Source organism: Roseicyclus marinus (assembly GCF_030163795.1).
Lineage (GTDB): Bacteria > Pseudomonadota > Alphaproteobacteria > Rhodobacterales > Rhodobacteraceae > Roseicyclus > Roseicyclus marinus.
Genome location: NZ_JASJOF010000007.1, coordinates 21,510 through 43,072 on the forward strand (window position 1 = coordinate 21,510; position 21,563 = coordinate 43,072).

Consider the following 21,563-nt stretch of genomic DNA (forward strand, 5'->3'; position numbering starts at 1 on the left):
GGGGGCAGATGGCGTCAACCAAGGGCAGGCCCGTGATGGATCGGCACAGCGTTTCCCCCTTCAACGCGCTGCCCCCGGTGGTGGTGGCGCTGGCGGTCGTGATCTTCGGCCTCGAGGTTATGTTCCAGGCGGCGACGGCTGGGTTCCTCGGCGGGCAGGGTGGTGTCGGCTGGCGGCTGAACGCGATCCGCGATTACGGGATTTTCGATGAAATCGCGCGCGCCATGTGGGTCAACAACATCTGGCCCGCCAGCGAAGTGCTGCGGCTGGTCACCTACCCGCTGATCCATACGGGCTTTGCCCACGCGGCCTTTGTCGTCGTCTTCATCCTCGCCATCGGCAAGATGGTGGCAGAGGTGTTTTCGCCGCTGGCCTTTGTCGCTTTGTTCCTTGGTTCGGCCATCGCGGGTGCGGTCGGTTTCGTCGTCCTGATGAACAGCCCCTATCCGTTGGTGGGGGGCTATCCCGGGGTTTACGGGCTGATCGGGGCCTTCACCTTCATCTTGTGGACACGCGAACATCTGCGCGGGGGCGCGGGATATCGTGCCTTCGGGCTGATCGGGATGCTTTTGGCGATCCAGCTTCTGTTCGGGCTGATCCAGGGCGAATTCGGAAATGTCGTGGCCGATCTGTCAGGCTTTGTCGCGGGGTTCTTGATGTCCTTCGTGCTCAGCCCCGGCGGCTGGCAGCGCGTTCTGTCGAAGCTGCGAAACCGTTAGAGAGCGGTGCGTTCGCTCGCTTCACGCGCCGCTCTCTAACCTTCTGATTTCGCATGTCCGGGGAGCGCAAAACCGGTTCCCACTTTTGCGCGACATGCTCTAACGCCGGCGGAGGGCGTCGCGGAACTCCGCGATCCGGAAGGCCCCCAGCGCCTGCCCGGCAAGCCCGTAAACGGCAAGCCCCCCCAACACCAGCGCGGTGAGCGCCAGATACCGCAGACCCGGCGTCGCCAGCATCGGGGCCAAGAGCGTCGCGGCGACGACAAGGGCCAGACCCATCAGCATCGCGGCCAGAACGATCCGCCCCAGCCTCTGGCGGTAGCGGTCGTCGAACATCGCGACCTCGCCCATGCTGCGCCGCCCCCGCGCCAGAAGCCACACCATCGTCCACGCCGCGAAGGAGGTGGCCAGCGCCGCGCCCACGAAGCCGATCACGAAGGCAAGGCCGATGGCGACCACGACATTCACCACCATGGCCACAAGGGCAAAACGGAACGGCGTTTTCGTATCCTCGCGTGCGAAATAAAGCGGTTGCAGCACCTTTTGCATGACGAAGGCGGGCAGGCCGATGCCGTAGGCCGCCAATGCCAGCGCGGTCTGGGCGGTGTCGCTGGCGTCAAAGGCGCCACGCTCGAACAGGACAGAGACCAGCGGCACGGGAATGACGCAAAGCGCCACCGCGGCGGGCACGGTCAGGGCAAGGCAGATCTCGCCCGCCCGGCTCAGCGCGTAGCGCCCGCCCGCGCCATCGCCTGCCCGCAGACGCCGCGACAAGTCGGGCAGGAGCACCACGCCGATGGCCACGCCCACCACGCCCAGCGGCAATTGGTACAACCTGTCGGCAAGGCTCATCCAGACGATGGCCCCTTCGAAGAAGCTGGCGACCTGACGGCCCACCAGCAGGTTGATCTGCACAACGCCGCCCGCCAGCATCGCGGGCAGCATGATGATGGCCAGTTGCCGCAATTCGGGTGTCAGGCGCGGCAGGCGCGGCGTCAGGCGAAAGCCCGCGCGCGCGGCGACGACCCAGACCAGCGCCACCTGCGCCAGCCCCGCCACAAGGATACCCCAGCTGAGCAGGGTGCCATGGCGCAGGCCCGTCAGATCGTCGCCCGGCCCGGCGCTGTCGATGGCAAAGGCCGCGCCCGCGGCAAGATCGGTTTCCGCGATCAGAAGCATCGCGATCAGCACGAGGTTCAACAGGATCGGCGCGGCTGCTGCCGCCGCAAAGCGCCCGGTGGCGTTCAAAAGCCCCGACAGAAGCGCCGCGAGCGAGATGAAGAGAATGTAGCCAAAGGCCACCCTCCCGAAATCCACCGCCAGTTCGAACCGCACATCGCCCGCAAAGCCGCCCGCCATCGCCAGCACCAGCCAAGGCATGGCCAGTTGCGCCACAAGCGTCAGGACGATCAGAACCGTCGCCAAGGCCGCGAAGGCATCGCGCGCAAACCCAAGCGCGTTTTCCCCCGCTTCCAGCTTCTTGGAGAACATCGGCACGAAGGCGGTGTTGAACGCGCCTTCGGCGAAAAACCGGCGGAACAGGTTGGGCAAGGAAAAGGCGATGAAGAACGCCTCCGCCACCGGCCCCGTACCCATGAAGGCGGCGATCAGGATGTCGCGCACGAAGCCCAGAAGCCGGCTGCCCAGCGTCCACATGCCGACCGTTATGAACCCTGAAATCAGCCGGATTGGCCGGGCGATGGCCGCCATCTCAGGCCCCCGCCCGTTCCGCGACCCGCGCAATGGCGTCCCGCAGCTTGCGTTCCAGACCTTCTTGGCGGGACTTGGCGTGCAGTTTCAGGCCGAACATGTCCTTGACGTAGAAGGTGTCGACCACCTGCGCGCCATAGGTCGCGATCACGGCGGACGAGATGTAGATGTTGGACGCCGCCAGCGTCTTGGTCAGATCGTACAGCAGGCCGGGCCGGTCGCGGGTATCGACCTCGATGATCGTGTAGATTTCTGATCCCTCGTTGTCGAACATGATGTTGGTCGGCACCTTGAATGGGCGTTCGCGTTTCTTGATCTTTTCCCGGGTCTCCAGCGCGCGGGAGGCCACGACCTCGCCCTTGAGCGTCTTGTCGATCATGTCGCGCAGACGCGGCAGGCGGCGCGCCTCGTAGGGGTTGCCTTCGGCATCCTGCACCCAGAAGACCGCGGTGGCATAGCCATCCTTGGACGTATAGGTGCGCGCGTCGACCACATTGGCCCCGACGAGCGACAGCGCACCGGCCAGCCGGCTGAAGATGCCCGGGTGATCGTTCAACGCGAAACAGACGCGCGTGGCGTCGCGGTCGGGATCCTCGCGCGTGTCGATGCGGATCTCGTCGTCCCCGATGCCCCGCAGCATCTCGGCGAAGGTGACCTGCGCCGCAAGGTCGAGCCCCTGCCAATAGGGACCGTAATGACGATCCATCTCGGCCTTGAGATCGGGTTTGGACCAATCGGCCAGCGCATCGCGGAGCGCGCGTTTGGCCTCACCCTCGAGGTTCTCGCGGTTCAGATCCTCAAGGCCGGTGTCGAGCGCGGTCGCCGTCGCCCGGAAGAGGCCGCGCAACAGCGTCGCCTTCCAGTTGTTCCAGGTGTTGGGCCCGACGCCGCGGATGTCGCAGACTGTCAGCACCGTCAGCAATTCCAGCCTTTCGCGCGTTTTCACAGCCTTGGCGAAATCGCGCACCGTGCGGGGATCGGCAATGTCGCGTTTTTGCGCCATGTCCGACATCAGCAGGTGATAGCGCACCAGCCATTCCACCGTTTCGCATTCTGCCTGCTTCAACCCCAGACGCGGGCAGAGCGCGCGCGCGATCCGGGCGCCGACGACGGAATGATCCTCTTTGCGGCCCTTGCCGATGTCATGCAGCAGACAGGCGACGTAAAGAACCTTTCGGTTCACGCCCCGCTTGAGGATGCCCGAGGCGACCGGCAATTCCTCGACCAGTTCACCGCGTTCGATCTGCGCCAGTGTCGAGATCACCTGGATCGTATGCTCGTCGACCGTGTAGCTGTGATACATGTTGAACTGCATCATCGCGACGATGGGCGCGAATTCGGGCAAAAAGGCCGAGAGAACCCCCAGCTCGTTCATCCGCCTCAGCGCGCGTTCGGGGTTTCCCTGTTTCAGCATCAGGTCCAGAAAGATCGCGCAGGCCTCGGGGTCGCGGCGCATCTCGTCGTCAATCAGGCGCAGGTTCGCCGACAGGGCGCGCATCGTGTCCGGATGGATCAGGTAGCCGGTGCGCAAGGCCTCTTCGAAGAGACGCAGGATGTTGAGCTTGTCCGCGAAGAACGCCTGTTCGTCCGCGATGGCGAGCCGGTTCTGTTTCAGGACATAGCCCGGTTTGAGCTTCTTTCGGCGTGTGCGCCCGCGCAGGAAGCCGAGGATGCTGGGTTCCTGCTTGACGTGGCGCGCCTCGAGCTCGGTCAGGAAGATCCGGGTCAATTCGCCGACGCGGGTGGCGTGGCGGAAATAATCCTGCATGAAATGTTCGACCGCGCGCCGGCCGGAATGATCGCGGTAGCCCAACCGTTCCGCGACCGCGACCTGGTTGTCGAAGGTCAGCTGGTCCTGCGCGCGATCCGCGATCAGGTGCAGGTGGCAGCGCGTGGCCCAAAGGAAGCGTTCTGCCGCGTCGAAGGCGGCGAATTCCTCGGCGGTGAAGACGCCCAGATCCACCAACTCGCCCGCGCGGTTCACGCCATGTTCGTATTTCGCGATCCAGTACAGCGTCTGGAGGTCGCGCAGGCCCCCCTTGCCCTCTTTGACATTCGGTTCGAGGACGTAGCGCTGACCGCCCTGCTTGCGGTGACGCGTGGCGCGTTCCTCGAGCTTGGCCTCGATGAATTCGCCCACCGTGCCTTGGAACAGCTGGTCGCGCAGCGCCCGGCGCAGATCCTCCGCGATCGCAGCCTCGCCGCATAGAAAGCGCATTTCCAGCAGGCTGGTGCGGATCGTGATGTCTTGTTTCCCGAGGCGCAGGCAATCGCGGATCGTGCGGCTGGAATGCCCGACCTTCATGTGCAGGTCCCACAGCATGTAGAGCGCGGATTCGATCACGCTCTCGACCTGCGCGGGGATCTTGCCGGGGGTCACGAACAGGAGGTCGACATCGGAATAGGGCGCCATTTCTCCGCGTCCGTAGCCGCCGATGGCCATCACCGCCATGCGCTCGCCCTGCGCCAGTCGGGCATTGGGGTGCAGATGCGTCTGCGCCACGTGCAGAACGCCCCGCACCAGACCATCGGTCAGATAGGTATAAGCGCGGGTGATGCGGCGCGCGGTCAGGGGGTTCGTGGCGATCCCGTCCTCGATGGCGCGGCGGCCTTCGGTCTGGGCCTCTTGCAGGATCCGGGTGGCGGCCGCCCGGATTGCGGCCGGGTCGGACAGGCCCGCCACGGCTTGATCGAGCCGCGCCTGCAGCGCGGCTTCGTCAAGAATGACGTCCGCCGGCGCGATCAGCGCGCCGGGGGCAGAGGCTGTGGGCGGAAGGCTCGGGTTCCGGTCAGAAACCGAAACCGGCAAGGCGTCTTGGGGCGGGGTCAATCATGGCCACCTGGTTCTGGGTCACTTGGGCGATGGCCATAGCGCGCTGGTTCGTGCCATCGGTGAGCAGACGGAATACCCCGTTCGCGCCCGCGAAACCAGCGCTTGCGGTCAGATCGGTTGCACCGAGGCGGCCCGACGCCAGCGCGGTCTCGCCTACGGCGCGGATCGCGTCATAGCCGAGCGCGCCGAGGATATGGGGTGGGGTGCCATAAGTGGCCTCGTAGCGCGCGTTGAAATCGGCGGCTGCCTGCGGGTCGGGTACGGCGAACCACCCGCCCTGCAAACCCGAAAGTTCCAGCGTCTGGGGCGGCGTGTCCCAACGGGTCAGGCCCATCATCTGCACCACCTCGGTGTCGAGCCCGTTTTCCGGCAAAAGCTGCGCAAAGAAAGGCAGCGCGCCGGCACTGTCCGAGGTCAGCATCAGCGCATTGGCCGAATCTTCGCGCACGGCAGACATGATCTGCGGTACCGCGTTGATGACCCCGTTTTGCGAGAATTCATAAGGCACGGTGCGCACGATGGTTGCGCCCGATGCCTGAGCCGAGCGCAGGACAGCATCGCGCGCCACTTCGCCCGCGAGGTTCTGGGCATGGGCCACCACGATCCGGTCCCGGCCGCGCGACGCCGCATAGCTGACGACGCGTGCAGCCGTGTTCTGGAACGTGTGGCCCAGCACGAAGACGTTGCCGCCCGCGATCTCGGTGTTGTTCGAAAAGCTCAGGATGCTGACGTTGGAATTGGCCACGGCCACGCCTGCTGCCGCTGCGCTGTCCGACCGGAGCGGCCCGACGATGATGTCGGCACCGGCCTGAACCGCCTCGCGCGCGACATTGGCCGCTTGCGCCGATTGGCCTGCGGTATCGTAGACGGTGATCTCGATCGTCACGCCGGTCAGGTCGGCGGCGGCCATACGCGCCGCGTTCTCGAGGCTGCGGGCGATCGTCGCGTCGCCGCCCTGCGCCGAACTGATCGGCAGAAGCATCGCCACCTGCACCGTCTGACCCCCGACCGAGGGCCCGTTGCCCAGACGCGGACCGGCCACTTGGCACGCCCCCAGCGCCGTCGCGAGACCGAGGACCGACAGGAGCCGCAAGGGCTTGCGGATGGCACGCAAAGCGGAAAACATGAACCCGATACCTCCGTGGGACGCTGGCAGCCTGTTCCGATTAGGCTAGAGCGTCCGCCACGGCAAGTAAACGATGCCCGCGCGCGGGATGGCGGGTCAGGCGGGATGTCACCGATGGATCGAGAGCCCGGAGAGGGGATGGGCGTGGCCCGCCGTGTCGCGCTGGCGCCGGGGTTGTGGTTCGTCGCGACACCGATCGGGGCGGCCCGCGACATCACGCTGCGCGCGCTCGATATTCTGGCCAGCGCCGAGGTGCTCGTGGCCGAGGATACCCGCACGCTGCGCCACCTGATGGAGATCCACGGGCTGAAGCTCGGGGATCGGCCGCTCATTGCCTATCACGACCACAACGGGGCCGAGGCCCGACCCCGCATCTTGCGCCACCTGACCGAGGGCCGCAGCGTCGCCTATTGCTCCGAGGCGGGCACGCCCGTGGTCGCCGACCCCGGCTACCAACTGGCGCGGGCGGCCATCGCGGCTGGCCATCCGGTCAATGCCGCCCCAGGCCCCTCGGCGGCAATCATGGCGCTGAGCATTTCGGGCCTTCCGTCCGACCGGTTCCTGTTCGTGGGGTTTCCGCCTGCCCAGGCGGGCGCGCGAACGCGGTGGATCGAGGAGATCGGCAACATCCCCGCGACCCTGATCGTCTACGAAAGCCCAAGGCGGGTTCACCGGTTGTTAGGGGAATTCTGCGAGCACTGGGGAGAGATGCGGGAAGCGGCGCTCTGCCGCGAATTGACCAAACGATTCGAAGAGGTGCGCCGCGGCACCTTGGGTAGCCTGAGGGACGCGCTTGAGGGGGATAGCCTGAAGGGTGAGGTGGTTCTGGTGATCGGCCGCCCATTGGAAATTGTGGCGGATGCGGCGGACCTTGATGCCGCACTTCTGGATGCGCTGGGACGGATGCGCGTCAAAGATGCGGCGAGCCATGTGGCCGAGGCGCTGGGGCTGGCCCGGCGGGATGTGTATCAACGCGCGCTGGCGCTGAAGGAAGGATCGGAAGAATGAGCGGATTACGGTCGTATCTCTCCGGCAAGGCGGCGGAAGACGGCGTTGCCGCCCGGTATGCGCAGGACGGCTACAGGGTGCTGTGCCGCCGCTGGCGGGGTCCGGTCGGAGAAATCGATCTTGTCCTGTCCCGCGGCGATGAGATCGTCTTCGTCGAGGTGAAATGCGGGCGCAGCTGGTCGGAGGCGGTGACGCGCCTGTCGCAGCGTCAGATCGGTCGCCTTCTGGCCAGTGCCGAGGCGGCGCTGGGGTTCTGTGCGCACGGATCCCTGACCGAGACGCGTTTCGATGTGGCCTTGGTCGACCGAAGCGGCCGCATCGATGTTTTGCCGAATGCGCTGATGGCGGCCTAAGCGATCCGCGCGCCCGACGTGGTCTTGCGCCCGGCGCGGCAGCGCGCCAAACAGGGCACGGCGCGACCTCGCGCCGGAAAGCACAGGTCGCAACCGCGGGGAGCATGGGCCATGAAGGTCGCCTTTCAGATGGACCCGATCGGGTCGGTCAACATCGACGCCGACAGCACCTTTCGCCTTGCCGAGGAGGCACAGGCGCGCGGATACGAGATGTGGGCCTATACCCCCGATCACCTGAGCTACCGCGAAGGTCGGATCATGGCGCGCGCCCAAAGCCTGACCGTGCAGCGCGTGCGCGGCGATCATGCCCATCTCGGCCCGGTCGAGGATCTGGATCTGGGCGATGTCGACGTGGTCTGGCTGCGGCAAGATCCGCCCTTCGACATGGGCTACATCACCACCACACATCTTCTGGATCGTCTCAAGGGGCGGACTTTGGTGGTGAATGATCCGTTCTGGGTCCGGAATTGCCCCGAAAAACTTTTGGTGCTGGATTTTCCAGACCTCACGCCGCCTACCACCATTGCGCGCGATCTGTCGGTGCTGCGCGAGTTCAAGGATCGGCACGGCGACATCATCCTCAAGCCGCTTTACGGCAATGGTGGCGCGGGTGTGTTTCGGCTGACCGACAGCGACCGCAACCTCAACTCCCTGCACGAATTGTTCACCGGTATGAACCGTGAGCCCCTGATCGCGCAGAAATTCCTGCCCGATGTCGCGGCAGGTGACAAACGCATCATCCTGGTCGACGGGGAGGCCGTGGGTGCGATCAACCGCGTTCCGGCGGCGGGCGAGACGCGGTCGAACCTGCATGTCGGCGGGCGCGCGGAAAAGATCGGATTGACCGAGCGTGAGCATGAAATCTGCGCCGCCATCGGCCCTCGCCTGCGCGAGATGGGGCAGGTTTTCGTCGGGATCGACGTGATCGGTGGCTATCTGACCGAGATCAACGTCACCTCGCCCACCGGCATCCAGGAGCTGGAGCGGTTCGACGGGATCAATGTCGCGGGCAAGATCTGGGACGCAATCGCGGCCAAGCTCTAATCGCTGTTGGCGGTCCCCGAGCCGATCAGCCGATAGGCGAGCGCTTCGGCGATATGCGGCGTGGCGACCGTGGTATCGCCTTCCAGATCGGCGATGGTGCGGGCAAGCCGCAGCAGCCGGTGATAGCCCCGCGCGGTCAGGCGGAACCGTTCCGCCGCCTTGACAAGAAACGCTTTTCCCGCCGCGTCAGGCGTCGCGATGGCCTCCAGAAGTGCGCCCTCGGCATCGGCATTGACCCGCGCGCTGGCGCCCAAGGCGGTGAAACGATCGGCCTGGATGCGGCGGGCCGCTGCCACGCGGGCGGCGATGACAGCGCTTTTTTCGCCCGTGGCGGGCAGGTCGAGATCGGCATAGGCGACGGGTGGCACCTCCAGCCGCAGGTCGAACCGGTCCATCAGGGGGCCGGAGATCCGGCCCATGTAATCCTCGCCACAGAGCGGCGCGCGGCCACAGGCCTGCGCGGCGTCGTACAGTTGTCCGCAGCGACAGGGATTGGCGGCGGCGATCAGAAGGAACCGGCAGGGATAGGTGACATGCGCGTTGGCCCGGGCGACCACGACATCGCCGGTCTCGATGGGTTGGCGCAGGGTTTCGAGGACGGCGCGGGGGTATTCGGGGAATTCGTCGAGGAAGAGAACGCCGTTGTGCGCAAGGCTGATCTCGCCCGGTTTGGCACCGCGCCCGCCGCCGACGATGGCGGCCATGGAGGCCGTGTGATGGGGCGCGCGATAGGGGCGGGTGCGGGAAATGCCGCCTTCGTCCAAGAGGCCCGCAAGGGAATGAATCATAGATGTTTCAAGGGCTTCGGGGGCCGATAGTGGCGGCAGGAGGCCGGGAAGGCGCGCGGCCAGCATGGATTTTCCGGAGCCGGGACTGCCCACCATCAGGAGGTGGTGGCGGCCTGCGGCGGCGATCTCGAGAGCGCGTTTCGCGCGTTCCTGACCGCGCACTTCGGAGAGGCATTTGAGGTGTGGCGTGTCGATGACCTCGCCGGGGCGGGCTGGGTCGAGGGGGGCGCGGTCGGTCAGGTGGCCGATCAGGTCGGCGAGGGTCCGGGCGGCGAAGACAGGGGTTGCGCCGACCCAGGCGGCTTCGGCTCCGCAACCGGCGGGGCAATAGAGGACGCGGCCATCCTCACCCGCGGCAAGCGCCGTGGGCAACGCGCCGATGACCGCGACGAGGCTGCCGTCGAGGGACAATTCGCCCAGCGCCATCGCGGCGTCTACACGGTCGCGGGGCACAATATCGAGGGCCGCTAGCAGTGCGAGCGCTATGGGTAGATCGAAATGCGATCCTTCCTTGGGCAGATCGGCGGGGGAGAGATTGACCGTGATCCGTTTGGAGGGCAGCGCGATGGCCATGGCGGAGAGCGCGGTCCGCACCCGTTCGCGGGCCTCGGACACGGCCTTGTCCGGCAGACCCACGACGGCGAAGGCCGGGATTCCGGGGGTTATGGCGCATTGCACCTCGACCCGGCGCGCCTCGAGCCCCTCGAAAGCGACGGTGTGGATGCGGGACAGGCTTTCGGGGCGCGCGGCGTCAAACATGGTTAATTGCTACGTCAGAGCCGTTAGCGAAACGTAAACGGGATCGGCCGATCCGTTACCGAAAGCTGAAGAAACGGGGCCCAAGCTTTCCAAAAGCTGAACAAGCGCCTGCGCCGTCAAGGATGGCTTCACGCATTGGGGAAACGGGGCGGGCCGCACAGTGCAGCACCCGTGGGAGGCCAAGGTCGCGATGCGGATGTCGGGAGGATGTCGCACGCGACCGGAACGGCGCGGTTTGGGGCCGGATCACCTGATCGCGATTTCGTGATCTGGGGCTTTTGGCCTTCATGACAAGGGCGCGCGGGCGAAAATCCGCGATGTTTCGAAAAATTCCGCTCCTCGAAGTGAACCGAAGCGGTCCGGGCTGCGTAACAGGGATGAAACGCGATCTGCCTGCGGCGTTTCTAAAACCAATCGGGGGGTGCGACATGGCACTTGATATGGGTGGAGACCAGAGCCTCAGCCGCCGCGCGATGCGGGCGGAACTGCTCGATGCGGAAACGGAACTGAAGCTGGCCTATGCGTGGCGCGACGAGCGCGACGAAGAGGCGCTGCATCGCCTTGTGACCGCCTACATGCGGTTGGCGATTTCGATGGCGGCCAAGTTCAAGCGATATGGCGCGCCGATGAACGATCTGATCCAGGAAGCGGGTCTGGGCCTGATGAAGGCCGCGGACAAGTTCGACCCCGATCGCGGCGTGCGGTTTTCCACCTATGCGGTCTGGTGGATCAAGGCGTCGATCCAGGATTACGTGATGCGCAACTGGTCGATGGTGCGCACCGGGTCCACGTCGAGCCAGAAATCGCTGTTCTTCAACATGCGCCGGGTTCAGGCGCGGCTGGAGCGCGAGGCGCTGGCTGCGGGTCAAAGCCTCGACAAGCACCAGATGCGCCAGATGATCGCGACCGAGGTGGGCGTGCCGCTCCATGATGTCGAGATGATGGAGGGGCGTCTGGCGGGGTCGGATTATTCGCTGAACGCCACGCAATCGGTCGATGACGAGGGCCGCGAATGGATCGACGCGCTGGAGGATACGAGCACCCAGGCCGCCGAGATCGTGGAAGAAGCGCATGACACCGAGCAGCTGCGTGATTGGCTGATCGTGGCGATGCAGGCGCTGAACGACCGGGAGCGGTTCATCGTGCGCGAGCGCAAGCTGCGCGAGGAGCCCCGCACGTTGGAAAGCCTGGGCGAAGAGCTGGGTCTGTCCAAGGAGCGGGTGCGTCAGCTGGAAGCTGCGGCTTTCGCCAAGATGCGCAAGACGCTGGAAGCGCAGTCGAAGGAGGTTCGGTCATTCTTCGTCGCCTGATCCTTCACGCGCCGCTGGCCCTTCTGGTGGCGCTTTTCGCCTATTCTTTGGCGACAGCCGCGCCGCGGGCTGATCTGCCCGGGGTGGATGGCACGCCGTCGATGGCGGTGGCCTTCGTCGCGCTGCGCTGAGGTGCGGCGGGGCCTGATGCTGGCCTGCGCGCTGAGCGCGCTGGCCTTTCCGGCGGCGGGTCAGTCCGACCTGTCCGCGATCGTCGCGGCGGCATCCGGCGCGGATGTCGTGATTTTGGGCGAAGTGCATGACAACCCCGGCCATCACGCACGGCAGGCGGATGTTCTGGACGGGATCGGCCCATCGGCCATCGTCTTCGAGATGGTGAGCGCCGAGGAGGCCCAGCGGATCACGCCCGATATCGCCGCAGAGGCGCAGGCTTTGGCGGATCTTCTGGATTGGGCCAATTCCGGCTGGCCGGATTTTTCCTATTACGCACCGCTCTTTGCCTACGGGGCGGAGGTGCCTGTATATGGCGCGCTGATCGGGCGGGAGGCGGCGCAAGGGGCCTTTGCCCAAGGTGCCGCCGCTGTTTTCGCAGGCGATGCGGCGCGGTTCGGGTTGACCGAGGCTCTGCCCGACGCGGAGCAGGCGGCGCGCGAGGCCGAGCAGATGGCGGCGCATTGCGATGCGCTGCCCCCCGATATCCTGCCCGGTTTCGTGGAGGCGCAACGGCTGCGCGACGCCGCGCTGGCCGCGGCGGCGCTGGCGGCGCTGGACGCGCATGGTGGGCCGGTCGCCGTGATCACCGGCAATGGACATGCGCGCCGCGATTGGGGTGTGCCCGCGCTGATCGCGCGCGCCGCGCCCGAGGTGTCGGTGTTCAGCCTTGGCCAATTCGAGGCGGAACCGGAGGGCGATGTGCCCTTTGACCTTTGGGCGCTGTCGGGTCCGGTGGACCGGCCCGACCCCTGTGCCGCCTTTCGCTGAAATGGATTGCCCTTGACCGGGCGGCCCCCTACCTTCGCCCCCCGTGGAATGAGGTGGCCATCATGCTGGCGGGCAAGCGGATTCTCTTGATCATCGGCGGCGGTATCGCGGCCTACAAGGCGCTGGACCTGATCCGGCGGCTGAAGGATGCGGGCGCGTCAGTCGTGCCGGTCCTGACGCGGGCGGGCGAGGAATTCGTGACGCCGCTGTCGGTCTCGGCCTTGGCGGGGGAAAAGGTCTATCGCGACCTGTTCGACCTGACCGACGAGGCGGAGATGGGGCATATCCAGCTGTCGCGCGCCGCCGACCTGGTGGTTGTCGCGCCAGCGACCGCCGATCTGATGGGCAAGATGGCCCATGGTCTGGCGAATGATCTGGCCTCGACCCTGTTGATGGCGACGGACAAGCGGGTGCTGATCGCGCCCGCGATGAACGTGCGGATGTGGGAGCATCCAGCCACGCGACGCAACCTTGGCCTGTTGCAGGGCGACGGGGTTCTGGTCGTAGGGCCGAACGAAGGCGCGATGGCGTGCGGCGAATTCGGGCCGGGGCGCATGGCCGAGGTGCCGGAGATCGTGGCGGCGGTGGAGGGGGCCTTGGGCGAGGGGCCGCTCAAGGGGCGGCATGTGCTGGTGACCTCGGGGCCGACGCATGAGCCGATCGACCCGGTGCGCTATATCGCCAACCGGTCGTCGGGGGCGCAGGGAACGGCGCTGGCCGCGGCCTTGCGCGATCTTGGGGCAGGGGTGACCTTTGTCACCGGGCCGGCGAGCGTGCCGCCGCCTGCGGGCGTTTCGGTGGTTCGGGTGGAGACGGCGCGCGAGATGGCGGCGGCGGTCGAGGCGGCGCTTCCGGCCGAGGCGGCCGTCTTTGCCGCGGCGGTGGCCGATTGGCGGGTGGCCAATGCGGCGGGGCAGAAGATGAAGAAGGACGGGACGGGCGCGCTGCCGTCGCTGGATTTCGCGGAAAACCCCGACATCCTTGCGAGTGTCGCGCGGATGGGGGCAGGGCGGCCCCGGCTGGTCGTGGGCTTTGCCGCCGAGACCGAGAATGTGGAGGCCCATGCGACCGCGAAACGCGCGCGCAAGGGCTGTGACTGGATCGTGGCCAATGATGTCTCGCCCGGGACGGGGATCATGGGCGGGGCCGAGAATGCGGTGACGCTGATCACGGCGGAGGGCGCCGAGGCCTGGCCGCGCCTGGCGAAGGCCGAGGTGGCGCGGCGTCTGGCCGCGCGCATCGCGCAGGCCTTGGCCTGAGCGGCAAGCGGTGCATATCCGTATTTGCAGGAAGATGAAGGGGGCTTCGTGGCCGTTCTGATCGAGGTTTTGCGCGAGGATTGGGCCGATCCGGCCGTGCCCTTGCCCGATTACGCGACGGCGGGGGCGGCGGGGGCCGATCTGCGCGCGAATTTGCGGGAGCAAGATCGGTTGGCGGGGCTGCTCTTGAAGCCCGGCGCGCGGATGCTGGTGCCGACGGGGCTGCGCGTGGCGATCCCCGAGGGGTTCGAGATGCAGATCCGGCCGCGGTCGGGGTTGGCGTTGAAGCACGGGGTGGGGTTGCCCAACAGCCCCGGAACGATCGACAGCGATTACCGCGGGCCGCTTGGGGTGATCTTGGTGAATTTCGGGAGTGAGGCCTATCGCGTGCTGCATGGCGCGCGGATCGCGCAGGCGGTGATCGCCCCAGTGTCGGTGGCGCGCTTCGAGGTGGTCACGCGATTGGGGATGACAGGACGCGGGGCGGGGGGCTTTGGCTCCACCGGGGTTAGCTGATGCTGTTCGTTCTGGTTCTGGCGGGGTTGTTGTGGGGTCTGGGCCATCTGATGAAGGCCCCGGTGCAGGCGCGGCTTTACATGCTGGGCTTGTTGTACCTTGCGGTTCTGGCGGTGCAGATCGCGTTGCCGCCGGGCAATGCCTTGCGCGAGGCGGTGGGGGGATCGCTGGCGGAATGGCTGACGCTGGGGGCGCTGGGGGCGCTGGTCGTGGGCTACCGGGCGGTTCTGGCGCGCATCCGGGCGCGGGCGGAGGTGGTGGAGGCCGGGCGCGTCGCCCCGCCGGTGCAGCAGGGGCCGTTTTCCGGCGAGGAGCTGGAGCGCTACGCCCGCCATATCACGCTGCGCGAGATCGGCGGGCCGGGGCAGAGGGCGCTCAAGGAGGCGTCGGTTCTGGTCGTGGGGGCGGGGGGATTGGGCTCGCCCGCGATCCTCTATCTCGCGGCGGCGGGCGTGGGGCGGATCGGGGTGATCGATGCCGACGAGGTCAGCCTGTCGAACCTGCAACGGCAGGTGATCCATACCGATGACCGGCAGGGAATGCCCAAGGTGTTTTCGGCGCAAAAGGCGGTGGCGGCGCTGAACCCCCATGTCGATCTGCGGCCCTACAACCGGATGCTCACCCCCGATATCGCCGCGACGCTGTTTGCCGATTATGACCTGATCCTTGACGGGACCGATGCCTTTGCCACGCGTGCCATGGTGAACGAGGCCGCGGTCGCGGCGGGGCGGCCGGTGATCGCGGGGGCAATCTCGGCCTGGGAAGGGCAGGTCACGATCTACGATCCGGCGGGCGGTGCGCCGTGCATGGCTTGCGTCTTTCCCAAGGCGCCGGCACCCGGCCTGTCGGCCACCTGCGCCGAGACCGGCGTGATCGGGGCGCTTCCGGGCGTCATCGGGTCGATGATGGCGCTTGAGGCGGTCAAGGAGATTACCGGCGCAGGCCAGACGCTGCGTGGGCGGATGATGATCCATGACGCGCTTCATGCCGAAACCCGCGAGATCGCGCTGAAACGGCGGGCCGATTGCCCGGTGTGCGGCGGCTTGTAGGGCCACGAGAGGATGCGGCGGGGCCTAGGATGGCCGATATCCGCCAGAGCCAAGGAGTGCTGTCGATGACCAACCCGCTGCTCGAGACTTGGGATACGCCCTTTGGCCTGCCGCCGTTCGACCGCATCGCGGATGCGGATTTCGCGCCTGCGATGGAGGCGGCGCTGGAGGAAGGGCGCGCGGCGATCCGGGCCATCGCGGACAACCCCGAGCCTGCCAGTTTCGCCAATACGATCGCGGCGCTGGAATTGGCCGATGCGACGCTCGACCGGGTTGCGGGGGTTTTCTACAACCTCGCCGGATCGGATTCGAATGCCGCGCGCGAGGCCTTGCAGCGGGAGTTTGCGCCCAAGCTGTCGGCCTATGCCTCCGAGATCACCAACAATGCGGCGCTGTTCGCCCGGATCGACGATCTGTGGCAGCGACGCGAGGCGCTGGACCTGACAGAGGAGGAAATGCGGGTACTTTACCTGACGCATCGGTCCTTCACCCGGTCGGGCGCGGCGCTGGAGGGGGAGGCGCGGGCGCGGCTGACGGAGGTGAAGGCGCGGCTTGCGGTGCTGGGTACGGAGTTCACCCAGAACCTTCTGGCCGATGAGCGCGATTGGTTCATGCCCCTGTCGGAGGCCGATCTGGGGGGTTTGCCGAAATTCGTCACCGATGCCGCCCGCGCGGCGGGGCGTGAAAAGGGGCAGGATGGACCCGTCGTGACATTGTCACGCTCGTTGATCGTGCCGTTCCTGCAATTCAGCCCGCGCCGCGATCTGCGAGAGCGGGCCTATCGCGCCTGGACCGCGCGGGGGATGAACGGGGGCGCGACGGACAACCGGGCGATTGCCGCCGAGATCCTGGCCCTGCGGGAGGAGCGGGCGCGGCTTTTGGGTTATCAGAGTTTCGCGGCCTACAAGCTGGAAACCGAGATGGCGGGCAACCCGCAGGCGGTGCGGGATCTGCTCATGCGCGTCTGGGAACCGGCCCGCGCGCAGGCCATAGCCGATGCCGAACGGCTGGAGGCGATGCTGCATGCCGATGGGATCAACGGCGCGCTGGAGCCGTGGGATTGGCGCTATTATTCCGAGAAACGCCGCGCGGCCGAACATGACCTGAACGAGACGGAGCTGAAGCCCTATTTCCAGCTCGAGGCGATGATCGAGGCGGCGTTCGACTGCGCCAGAAGGCTTTTCGGGCTGGAGTTCCGACCGCTCGAGGTGGCGCTTTACCATGCGGATGCGCGGGCCTGGGAGGTGACGCGCGGGGGCGCGCATCTCGCCACCTTCATCGGGGATTATTTCGCGCGCGGCTCCAAACGCTCGGGCGCCTGGTGTTCGGCGATGCGCAGCCAGAAGAAGCTTGGCGGCGATGTGCGGCCCATCGTGGTCAATGTCTGCAATTTCGCCAAGGGCGATCCGGCGCTTTTGTCCTATGACGATGCGCGCACGCTGTTCCATGAATTCGGCCATGCGCTGCACCAGATGCTGTCCGATGTGACCCATGGCTCGATCAGCGGCACGAGTGTCGCGCGTGATTTCGTGGAATTGCCGAGCCAGCTTTACGAACATTGGCTGGAAGTGCCCGAGGTGCTGGATCGCCACGCGCGCCACGCGGAAACCGGTGCGCCGATGCCGCCCGCCTTGCGCGACAGGCTTCTGGCGGCGCGGACCTATGACATGGGGTTCCAGACGGTGGAATATGTCGCCTCGGCCCTTGTCGATCTGGATTTCCACGATGGTGCGGCCCCCGCCGATCCGATGGCGGCTCAGGCGGAAACGCTGGCGCGCCTGGGCATGCCGCGCGCCATCGGGATGCGGCACGCGACGCCGCATTTCGCCCATGTCTTCGCAGGCGACGGCTATTCCAGCGGCTATTACAGCTACATGTGGTCCGAGGTGATGGATGCCGATGCTTTCGACGCCTTCGAAGAGGCGGGCGGGCCTTTCGATGCCGAAACGGCGGCGCGGCTGGAGCGTTTCATCCTGTCGGCGGGCGGCAGCCGCGAGGCCGACGCGCTCTACACCGCCTTCCGGGGAAGGATGCCGGGGGTCGAGGCGCTGTTGAAGGGGCGCGGCCTCGACAAAGCCGCCTGAGCCTGTGCGTGGGGCGGGCCTCACCGGCCCTGCCCCTTCTCTGTTTTGAAAATATCCCGGGGGAGACGCGGCCCGGAACGGGCCGTGGCGGGGGCAGAGCCCCCCGCCCCCCTTTCAGCTTGCGGGCCGCAGATCGGGCGGCACGGCCTCGGCCGCCAGTTCCGCCACCACATCGGCCAGGGGCAGGACGCGGGTCTGCGCCTCGCCCAGCCGGCGGAGCGTGACGGTGCCCTCCTCCACCTCTTTTCGGCCGATGGCGAGGATCACGGGGACCTTGCCCACGGAATGCTCGCGGATCTTGTAGTTGATCTTTTCGTTGCGGATATCGGCCTCGGCCCGGACGCCTGCTTCCTGCAATTGGGCCACGGCTTGGCGCACGAAATCATCCCCTTCGGAGACGATGGAGGCGACGACGACCTGACGCGGGGCCAGCCAGAAGGGCAGTTTCCCGGCATGTTCCTCGATCAAGATGCCGATGAAGCGTTCGAAGGATCCAAGGCAGGCGCGGTGCAGCATGACGGGGCGGTGTTTCTCGCCATCGGGGCCGATGTAATTGGCGTCCAGCCGCTCGGGCAGGACGAAATCGACCTGATGGGTGCCGCATTGCCATTTGCGCCCGATGGCGTCGGTGAGGGTGAATTCCAGTTTCGGGCCGTAGAAGGCGCCTTCGCCGGGGTTCACCTTCGGTTCGATGCCGGCCGCGCGGGTGGCTGACAGAAGGGCCGCTTCGGCCTTGTCCCAGACCTCGTCGCTGCCTGCGCGCTGTTCGGGGCGGGTGGAGAACAGGACCTCGAAATCCGGGAAGCCCAGATCGCGGTAGATGTTCGAGAGGAAGGTGATGAAGCGGGCGGTTTCCGCCTCGATCTGGTCCTCGGTGCAGAAGATATGCGCGTCGTCTTGCGTGAATCCGCGCACGCGCATGATCCCGTGCAGCGCGCCCGAGGGCTCGTAGCGGTTGCACGATCCGAATTCGGCCATGCGCAAGGGCAGGTCGCGGTAGGATTTGAGGCCCACGTTGAAGATCTGCACATGGCAGGGGCAGTTCATCGGCTTGAGGGCGTTCACGGCCTTTTCTCGGGCGTGATCCTCGTCCACCTCAACGAGGAACATGTTTTCCTGGTATTTTTCCCAGTGGCCGGAGGCTTCCCACAGCTTGCGGTCGACGACCTGGGGCGTGTTCACCTCGACATAGCCGCCGCGCTTTTGCTGGCGGCGCATGTAATCTTGCAGGGTGGTGTAGACGGTCCAGCCGTTGGGGTGCCAGAAGACCTGCCCCCGGGCTTCTTCTTGCATGTGGAAGAGGCCCATTTCGCGACCAAGGCGGCGATGGTCGCGTTTCTCGGCCTCTTCGAGGAAGGTGAGGTAGGCTTTCAGCTGGTCGCGGTTCTGGAAGGCCGCGCCGTAGATGCGTTGCAGCATCGGGCGATTGCTGTCGCCGCGCCAATAGGCGCCCGCGACGCTCATCAGTTTGAAAGCATCGGCGGGGAGTTGGCCGGTGTGTTGCAGGTGCGGGCCGCGGCACACGTCTTGCCAGCCGCCGTGCCAGTACATGCGGATCGGTTGATCCTCGGGGATCATGCCGACGAGCTCGACCTTGTAGGGTTCGCCGGAGGCCTCGTAATGGGCGATGGCGCGGGCGCGGTCCCAGAGCTCGGTCCGGACCGGATCGCGCAGGTTGATGATCTCGCGCATCTTGGCTTCGATCCGGCCGAGGTCTTCGGGGGTGAAGGGTTCGGTCCGGTCGAAATCGTAATACCAGCCGTTCTCGATGACGGGGCCGATGGTGACCTTCACGTCGGGCCAGATTTCCTGCACGGCGCGGGCCATGACATGGGCGAGGTCGTGGCGGATCAGTTCGAGGGCCTGCGCCTCGTCCTTCATCGTGTGCAGCGCGATGGTGGCGTCGCCCGTGATCGGCCATTGCAGGTCGAAATGCGCGCCGTTCACGGTTGCGGAAATCGCGGCTTTTTCCAGCGATTTGGAGATGGAGGCCGCGACCTCGGCAGGCGTGGTGCCGGCGGGGAATTCGCGCGCATTGCCATCGGGGAAGGTAAGGGTGATCTGGGCCATCTATCGGCCTCCTCGTCGGTTTGGCGCCCACGGAACGCCCGGTTGCGGGTATGTCGTGGGCGCTATGTGGCCGGGGCGCGGGGCGAAGTCAACGGCGGGCAAGAGACCGCGCATGGGGACGCGCGGGGATTGCCGCGCGCTGTCTGCTGTCGCAGGGTCGCGCAAAGGCAAGGACAGGAGGCACGATCATGGCGACGCCCGAATTTCTGGAGACCGCCGCGGGGCGCAAGATCGCGTGGCACCGCTTTTCGGGCCGCGAGCCGGGGGTGGTGTTTCTGGGCGGCTTGCGGTCCGACATGACGGGCACCAAGGCCGTGCATCTGGAGGATTGGGCGCGGCGCACGGGGCGCGCGTTTTTGCGGTTCGATTATTCGGGGCATGGGCAGAGCAGCGGGGAATTCACCCAAGGCTGCATCGGCGATTGGGCCGAGGATGCGATGGCCGCGATCACCGCATTGACCGAGGGGCCGCAGGTGCTGGTGGGCTCGTCCATGGGCGGCTGGATCAGCCTTTTGATGGCGAAACGGATGCCGGAGAAGGTGGCGGGGCTTGTGACCATCGCGGCCGCGCCGGATTTCACCGAAGACGGGATGTGGGCCGAATGGTCCGAGGACCAGCGCCGCGCCTGCATGGAGGAGGGGCAGGTGGCGCTGCCGTCCGACTATGGCGAGCCGATGATCATCACGCGGCGCATGATCGAGGATGGGCGCAACCAACTGGTGTTGCGCGCGCCGCTGGCGCTGCCGATCCCGATCCGGATGTTGCAGGGGACAGCCGATGCCGATGTGCCGATGGCGGTCGCCTTGCGCCTGCTGGATCATCTGGAGGGGGAGGATATCCGGCTGGAGCTACTCAAGGGGGCCGATCACCGGTTTTCCGACGCGGGTTGTCTGGATACCATCACCCGCGCGGTGGAGGAGGTTCTGACGCGTGTCTAGGAAGGCGCCGGGCTTTGCATGGGCTTTCGGGGTAGCCTTGGTGCTGGCCCTTGGCTTTGCCGTGCTGCCGCGCGAACGGGTCGAGGTCGGCGCGCTGCCCGATTTCGAGGATGCGGCGGCGTTTTTGGCGGCGCGCGAAGGGGCATACGACGATATCCGTCCGGGCGAGGCGGCGCGGATCGTCTGGGCGGGCGAAGAGGGGGCGGTGACGCCCTTGTCCATCGTCTACCTGCACGGGTTTTCCGCCGGGACCGAGGAAATCCGCCCCGTGCCCGATCGGGTGGCCGAGGCGCTGGGCGCGAACCTCATCTATGCGCGGTTGGCTGGCCATGGGCGCAGCGGGGCGGCGATGGCCGAAGCGCGGGCGGGCGATTGGGTGCAGGATACCGCGCTGTTTCTGGAGATCGGGCGCAGGCTGGGCGAGCGGGTTCTGGTGATCGGCACCTCGACCGGGGGTACGCTTGCCGCATGGGCGATGAGCGATCCGGCGATGGCTTTGGATGTGGCGGGCGTCGTGCTGGTCTCTCCGAATTTCGCGGTGGCGAACCGGGCGGGTTTCTTGCTGGAACAGCCCTTGGCGCGCCACTGGATCCCGCTGGTGGCGGGGGCTGAGCGGCGGTTCGAGCCGCTGAACGCGGGTCAGGCGGCGCATTGGACGACGCAGTATCCGACGGTCGCAACGGTCAGCCTTGGGACGCTGTTGCGGGAATTGAGAGCGCGCGATCTGGGGGCTGCGGTCCAGCCGGTGTTGGTGTTGTTTGCGGACAGCGACAGGGTGGTGTCGGCCCCCGCCACGCGGGCGGCGATGGCGCGCTGGGGCGGGCCGGTGACGCTGGCCCCGGTAAGCCTGCCCGGTGATGGGGCCGATCCGTTCCACCATGTGATCGCGGGCGATATCTTGAGCCCGGCGATGACGGACGAGGTGGTTCAGACGATTCTGGATTGGGCGGAGGTTGCGCTGGCGGATTGATCCGTCCGTGGCATCTGGCGGTGGCGCGGTCCGCAGATGGGCCCGCGGGGATGGCCCGATCAGGCCGCCCCCGCAGAGGGTGGCA

The 21,563-nt window shown here is 66.7% G+C and carries 17 protein-coding genes; 12 read left to right on the forward strand and 5 right to left on the reverse strand.

What is annotated here, in order from left to right; translation table 11 throughout:
* The first annotated feature begins 35 nt into the window (after window positions 1-35).
* Window positions 36-719, forward strand: a complete 684-nt coding sequence (locus QQK63_RS11935) for a rhomboid family intramembrane serine protease (protein ID WP_277824321.1) — start codon at window positions 36-38, stop codon at window positions 717-719.
* Between the two features lie 99 nt (window positions 720-818).
* Here the strand turns inward: QQK63_RS11935 and murJ are convergent, their stop codons facing one another.
* Genes murJ through QQK63_RS11950 form a run of 3 tightly spaced genes read right to left on the reverse strand, consistent with a single transcriptional unit; the run spans window position 819 to window position 6,388 of the window.
* Entirely contained in the window at window positions 819-2,429 is a 1,611-nt protein-coding gene (gene murJ / locus QQK63_RS11940; RefSeq protein WP_277824319.1) for a murein biosynthesis integral membrane protein MurJ, read from the reverse strand.
* Between the two features lies 1 nt (window position 2,430).
* Window positions 2,431-5,259, reverse strand: a complete 2,829-nt coding sequence (locus QQK63_RS11945) for a [protein-PII] uridylyltransferase (RefSeq protein ID WP_377133540.1) — start codon at window positions 5,257-5,259, stop codon at window positions 2,431-2,433.
* Window positions 5,219-6,388 carry a penicillin-binding protein activator gene (locus QQK63_RS11950; protein WP_277824317.1) on the reverse strand — a complete coding sequence of 390 codons (1,170 nt, stop codon included), beginning with the start codon at window positions 6,386-6,388 and terminating at the stop codon, window positions 5,219-5,221. Before QQK63_RS11950 ends, QQK63_RS11945 begins: the two co-directional genes overlap by 41 nt.
* Window positions 6,389-6,502: 114 nt before the next feature.
* Here QQK63_RS11950 and rsmI point away from each other — a divergent pair, with 114 nt between their 5' ends.
* From rsmI to gshB, 3 genes are all read left to right on the forward strand, one after another.
* The gene (rsmI, locus tag QQK63_RS11955; RefSeq protein ID WP_377133537.1) at window positions 6,503-7,396 is read left to right on the forward strand and encodes a 16S rRNA (cytidine(1402)-2'-O)-methyltransferase; all 894 of its coding nucleotides are present in this window, start codon (window positions 6,503-6,505) and stop codon (window positions 7,394-7,396) included.
* Complete coding sequence (locus QQK63_RS11960) at window positions 7,393-7,749, forward strand: YraN family protein (RefSeq protein WP_277824313.1); 357 nt, start codon at window positions 7,393-7,395, stop codon at window positions 7,747-7,749. The genes rsmI and QQK63_RS11960 overlap by 4 nt, the downstream gene beginning before the upstream one ends.
* A 111-nt stretch (window positions 7,750-7,860) precedes the next feature.
* Window positions 7,861-8,793 carry a glutathione synthase gene (gshB, locus tag QQK63_RS11965; protein WP_277824311.1) on the forward strand — a complete coding sequence of 311 codons (933 nt, stop codon included), beginning with the start codon at window positions 7,861-7,863 and terminating at the stop codon, window positions 8,791-8,793.
* Here gshB and QQK63_RS11970 read toward each other — a convergent pair.
* On the reverse strand, window positions 8,790-10,340 hold the full coding sequence (locus tag QQK63_RS11970) for a YifB family Mg chelatase-like AAA ATPase (protein WP_277824309.1): 1,551 nt from the start codon (window positions 10,338-10,340) through the stop codon (window positions 8,790-8,792). The two genes, gshB and QQK63_RS11970, sit on opposite strands and share 4 nt — an antisense overlap.
* Window positions 10,341-10,768: 428 nt before the next feature.
* Between QQK63_RS11970 and QQK63_RS11975 the strand changes: the two genes are divergently transcribed.
* The 6 genes from QQK63_RS11975 (at window position 10,769) to QQK63_RS12000 (ending at window position 17,500) form a co-directional block, all read left to right on the forward strand.
* On the forward strand, window positions 10,769-11,650 hold the full coding sequence (locus QQK63_RS11975) for an RNA polymerase factor sigma-32 (protein ID WP_277824307.1): 882 nt from the start codon (window positions 10,769-10,771) through the stop codon (window positions 11,648-11,650).
* 87 nt (window positions 11,651-11,737) lie between these two features.
* Complete coding sequence (locus tag QQK63_RS11980; protein ID WP_284283218.1) at window positions 11,738-12,592, forward strand: ChaN family lipoprotein; 855 nt, start codon at window positions 11,738-11,740, stop codon at window positions 12,590-12,592.
* 62 nt (window positions 12,593-12,654) lie between these two features.
* Window positions 12,655-13,851 (forward strand): bifunctional phosphopantothenoylcysteine decarboxylase/phosphopantothenate--cysteine ligase CoaBC, encoded by a 1,197-nt coding sequence (coaBC, locus tag QQK63_RS11985; RefSeq protein ID WP_277824303.1) that lies wholly within the window; start codon window positions 12,655-12,657, stop codon window positions 13,849-13,851.
* A 48-nt stretch (window positions 13,852-13,899) separates the two neighbouring features.
* A complete protein-coding gene (dut, locus tag QQK63_RS11990; protein ID WP_277824301.1) occupies window positions 13,900-14,367 on the forward strand; it encodes a dUTP diphosphatase in 468 nt (155 codons plus the stop codon).
* Entirely contained in the window at window positions 14,367-15,416 is a 1,050-nt protein-coding gene (locus tag QQK63_RS11995) for a HesA/MoeB/ThiF family protein (RefSeq protein WP_277824299.1), read from the forward strand. The genes dut and QQK63_RS11995 overlap by 1 nt, the downstream gene beginning before the upstream one ends.
* A gap of 65 nt (window positions 15,417-15,481) precedes the next feature.
* The gene (locus tag QQK63_RS12000) at window positions 15,482-17,500 is read left to right on the forward strand and encodes a M3 family metallopeptidase (RefSeq protein ID WP_277824297.1); all 2,019 of its coding nucleotides are present in this window, start codon (window positions 15,482-15,484) and stop codon (window positions 17,498-17,500) included.
* 114 nt (window positions 17,501-17,614) lie between these two features.
* On the opposite strand, the gene thrS is transcribed toward QQK63_RS12000, so the two are convergent.
* Complete coding sequence (thrS, locus tag QQK63_RS12005) at window positions 17,615-19,570, reverse strand: threonine--tRNA ligase (RefSeq protein ID WP_277824295.1); 1,956 nt, start codon at window positions 19,568-19,570, stop codon at window positions 17,615-17,617.
* A 188-nt stretch (window positions 19,571-19,758) separates the two neighbouring features.
* Here thrS and QQK63_RS12010 point away from each other — a divergent pair, with 188 nt between their 5' ends.
* On the forward strand, window positions 19,759-20,508 hold the full coding sequence (locus QQK63_RS12010) for an alpha/beta hydrolase (protein WP_277824293.1): 750 nt from the start codon (window positions 19,759-19,761) through the stop codon (window positions 20,506-20,508).
* A complete protein-coding gene (locus tag QQK63_RS12015) occupies window positions 20,501-21,478 on the forward strand; it encodes an alpha/beta hydrolase (protein ID WP_277824291.1) in 978 nt (325 codons plus the stop codon). The genes QQK63_RS12010 and QQK63_RS12015 overlap by 8 nt, the downstream gene beginning before the upstream one ends.
* Window positions 21,479-21,563 lie beyond the last annotated feature (85 nt).

Bases quoted from the DNA above. Each gene is read 5' to 3' on its own strand.
- QQK63_RS11935 (WP_277824321.1), top strand. From the start codon at position 36: ATGGATCGGCACAGCGTTTCCCCCTTCAACGCGCTGCCCCCGGTGGTG.
- murJ (WP_277824319.1), bottom strand. From the start codon at position 2,429: ATGGCGGCCATCGCCCGGCCAATCCGGCTGATTTCAGGGTTCATAACG.
- QQK63_RS11950 (WP_277824317.1), bottom strand. From the start codon at position 6,388: ATGTTTTCCGCTTTGCGTGCCATCCGCAAGCCCTTGCGGCTCCTGTCG.
- rsmI (WP_377133537.1), top strand. From the start codon at position 6,503: ATGGATCGAGAGCCCGGAGAGGGGATGGGCGTGGCCCGCCGTGTCGCG.
- QQK63_RS11960 (WP_277824313.1), top strand. From the start codon at position 7,393: ATGAGCGGATTACGGTCGTATCTCTCCGGCAAGGCGGCGGAAGACGGC.
- gshB (WP_277824311.1), top strand. From the start codon at position 7,861: ATGAAGGTCGCCTTTCAGATGGACCCGATCGGGTCGGTCAACATCGAC.
- QQK63_RS11970 (WP_277824309.1), bottom strand. From the start codon at position 10,340: ATGTTTGACGCCGCGCGCCCCGAAAGCCTGTCCCGCATCCACACCGTC.
- QQK63_RS11975 (WP_277824307.1), top strand. From the start codon at position 10,769: ATGGCACTTGATATGGGTGGAGACCAGAGCCTCAGCCGCCGCGCGATG.
- QQK63_RS11980 (WP_284283218.1), top strand. From the start codon at position 11,738: ATGGCACGCCGTCGATGGCGGTGGCCTTCGTCGCGCTGCGCTGAGGTG.
- coaBC (WP_277824303.1), top strand. From the start codon at position 12,655: ATGCTGGCGGGCAAGCGGATTCTCTTGATCATCGGCGGCGGTATCGCG.
- QQK63_RS11995 (WP_277824299.1), top strand. From the start codon at position 14,367: ATGCTGTTCGTTCTGGTTCTGGCGGGGTTGTTGTGGGGTCTGGGCCAT.
- QQK63_RS12000 (WP_277824297.1), top strand. From the start codon at position 15,482: ATGACCAACCCGCTGCTCGAGACTTGGGATACGCCCTTTGGCCTGCCG.
- thrS (WP_277824295.1), bottom strand. From the start codon at position 19,570: ATGGCCCAGATCACCCTTACCTTCCCCGATGGCAATGCGCGCGAATTC.
- QQK63_RS12010 (WP_277824293.1), top strand. From the start codon at position 19,759: ATGGCGACGCCCGAATTTCTGGAGACCGCCGCGGGGCGCAAGATCGCG.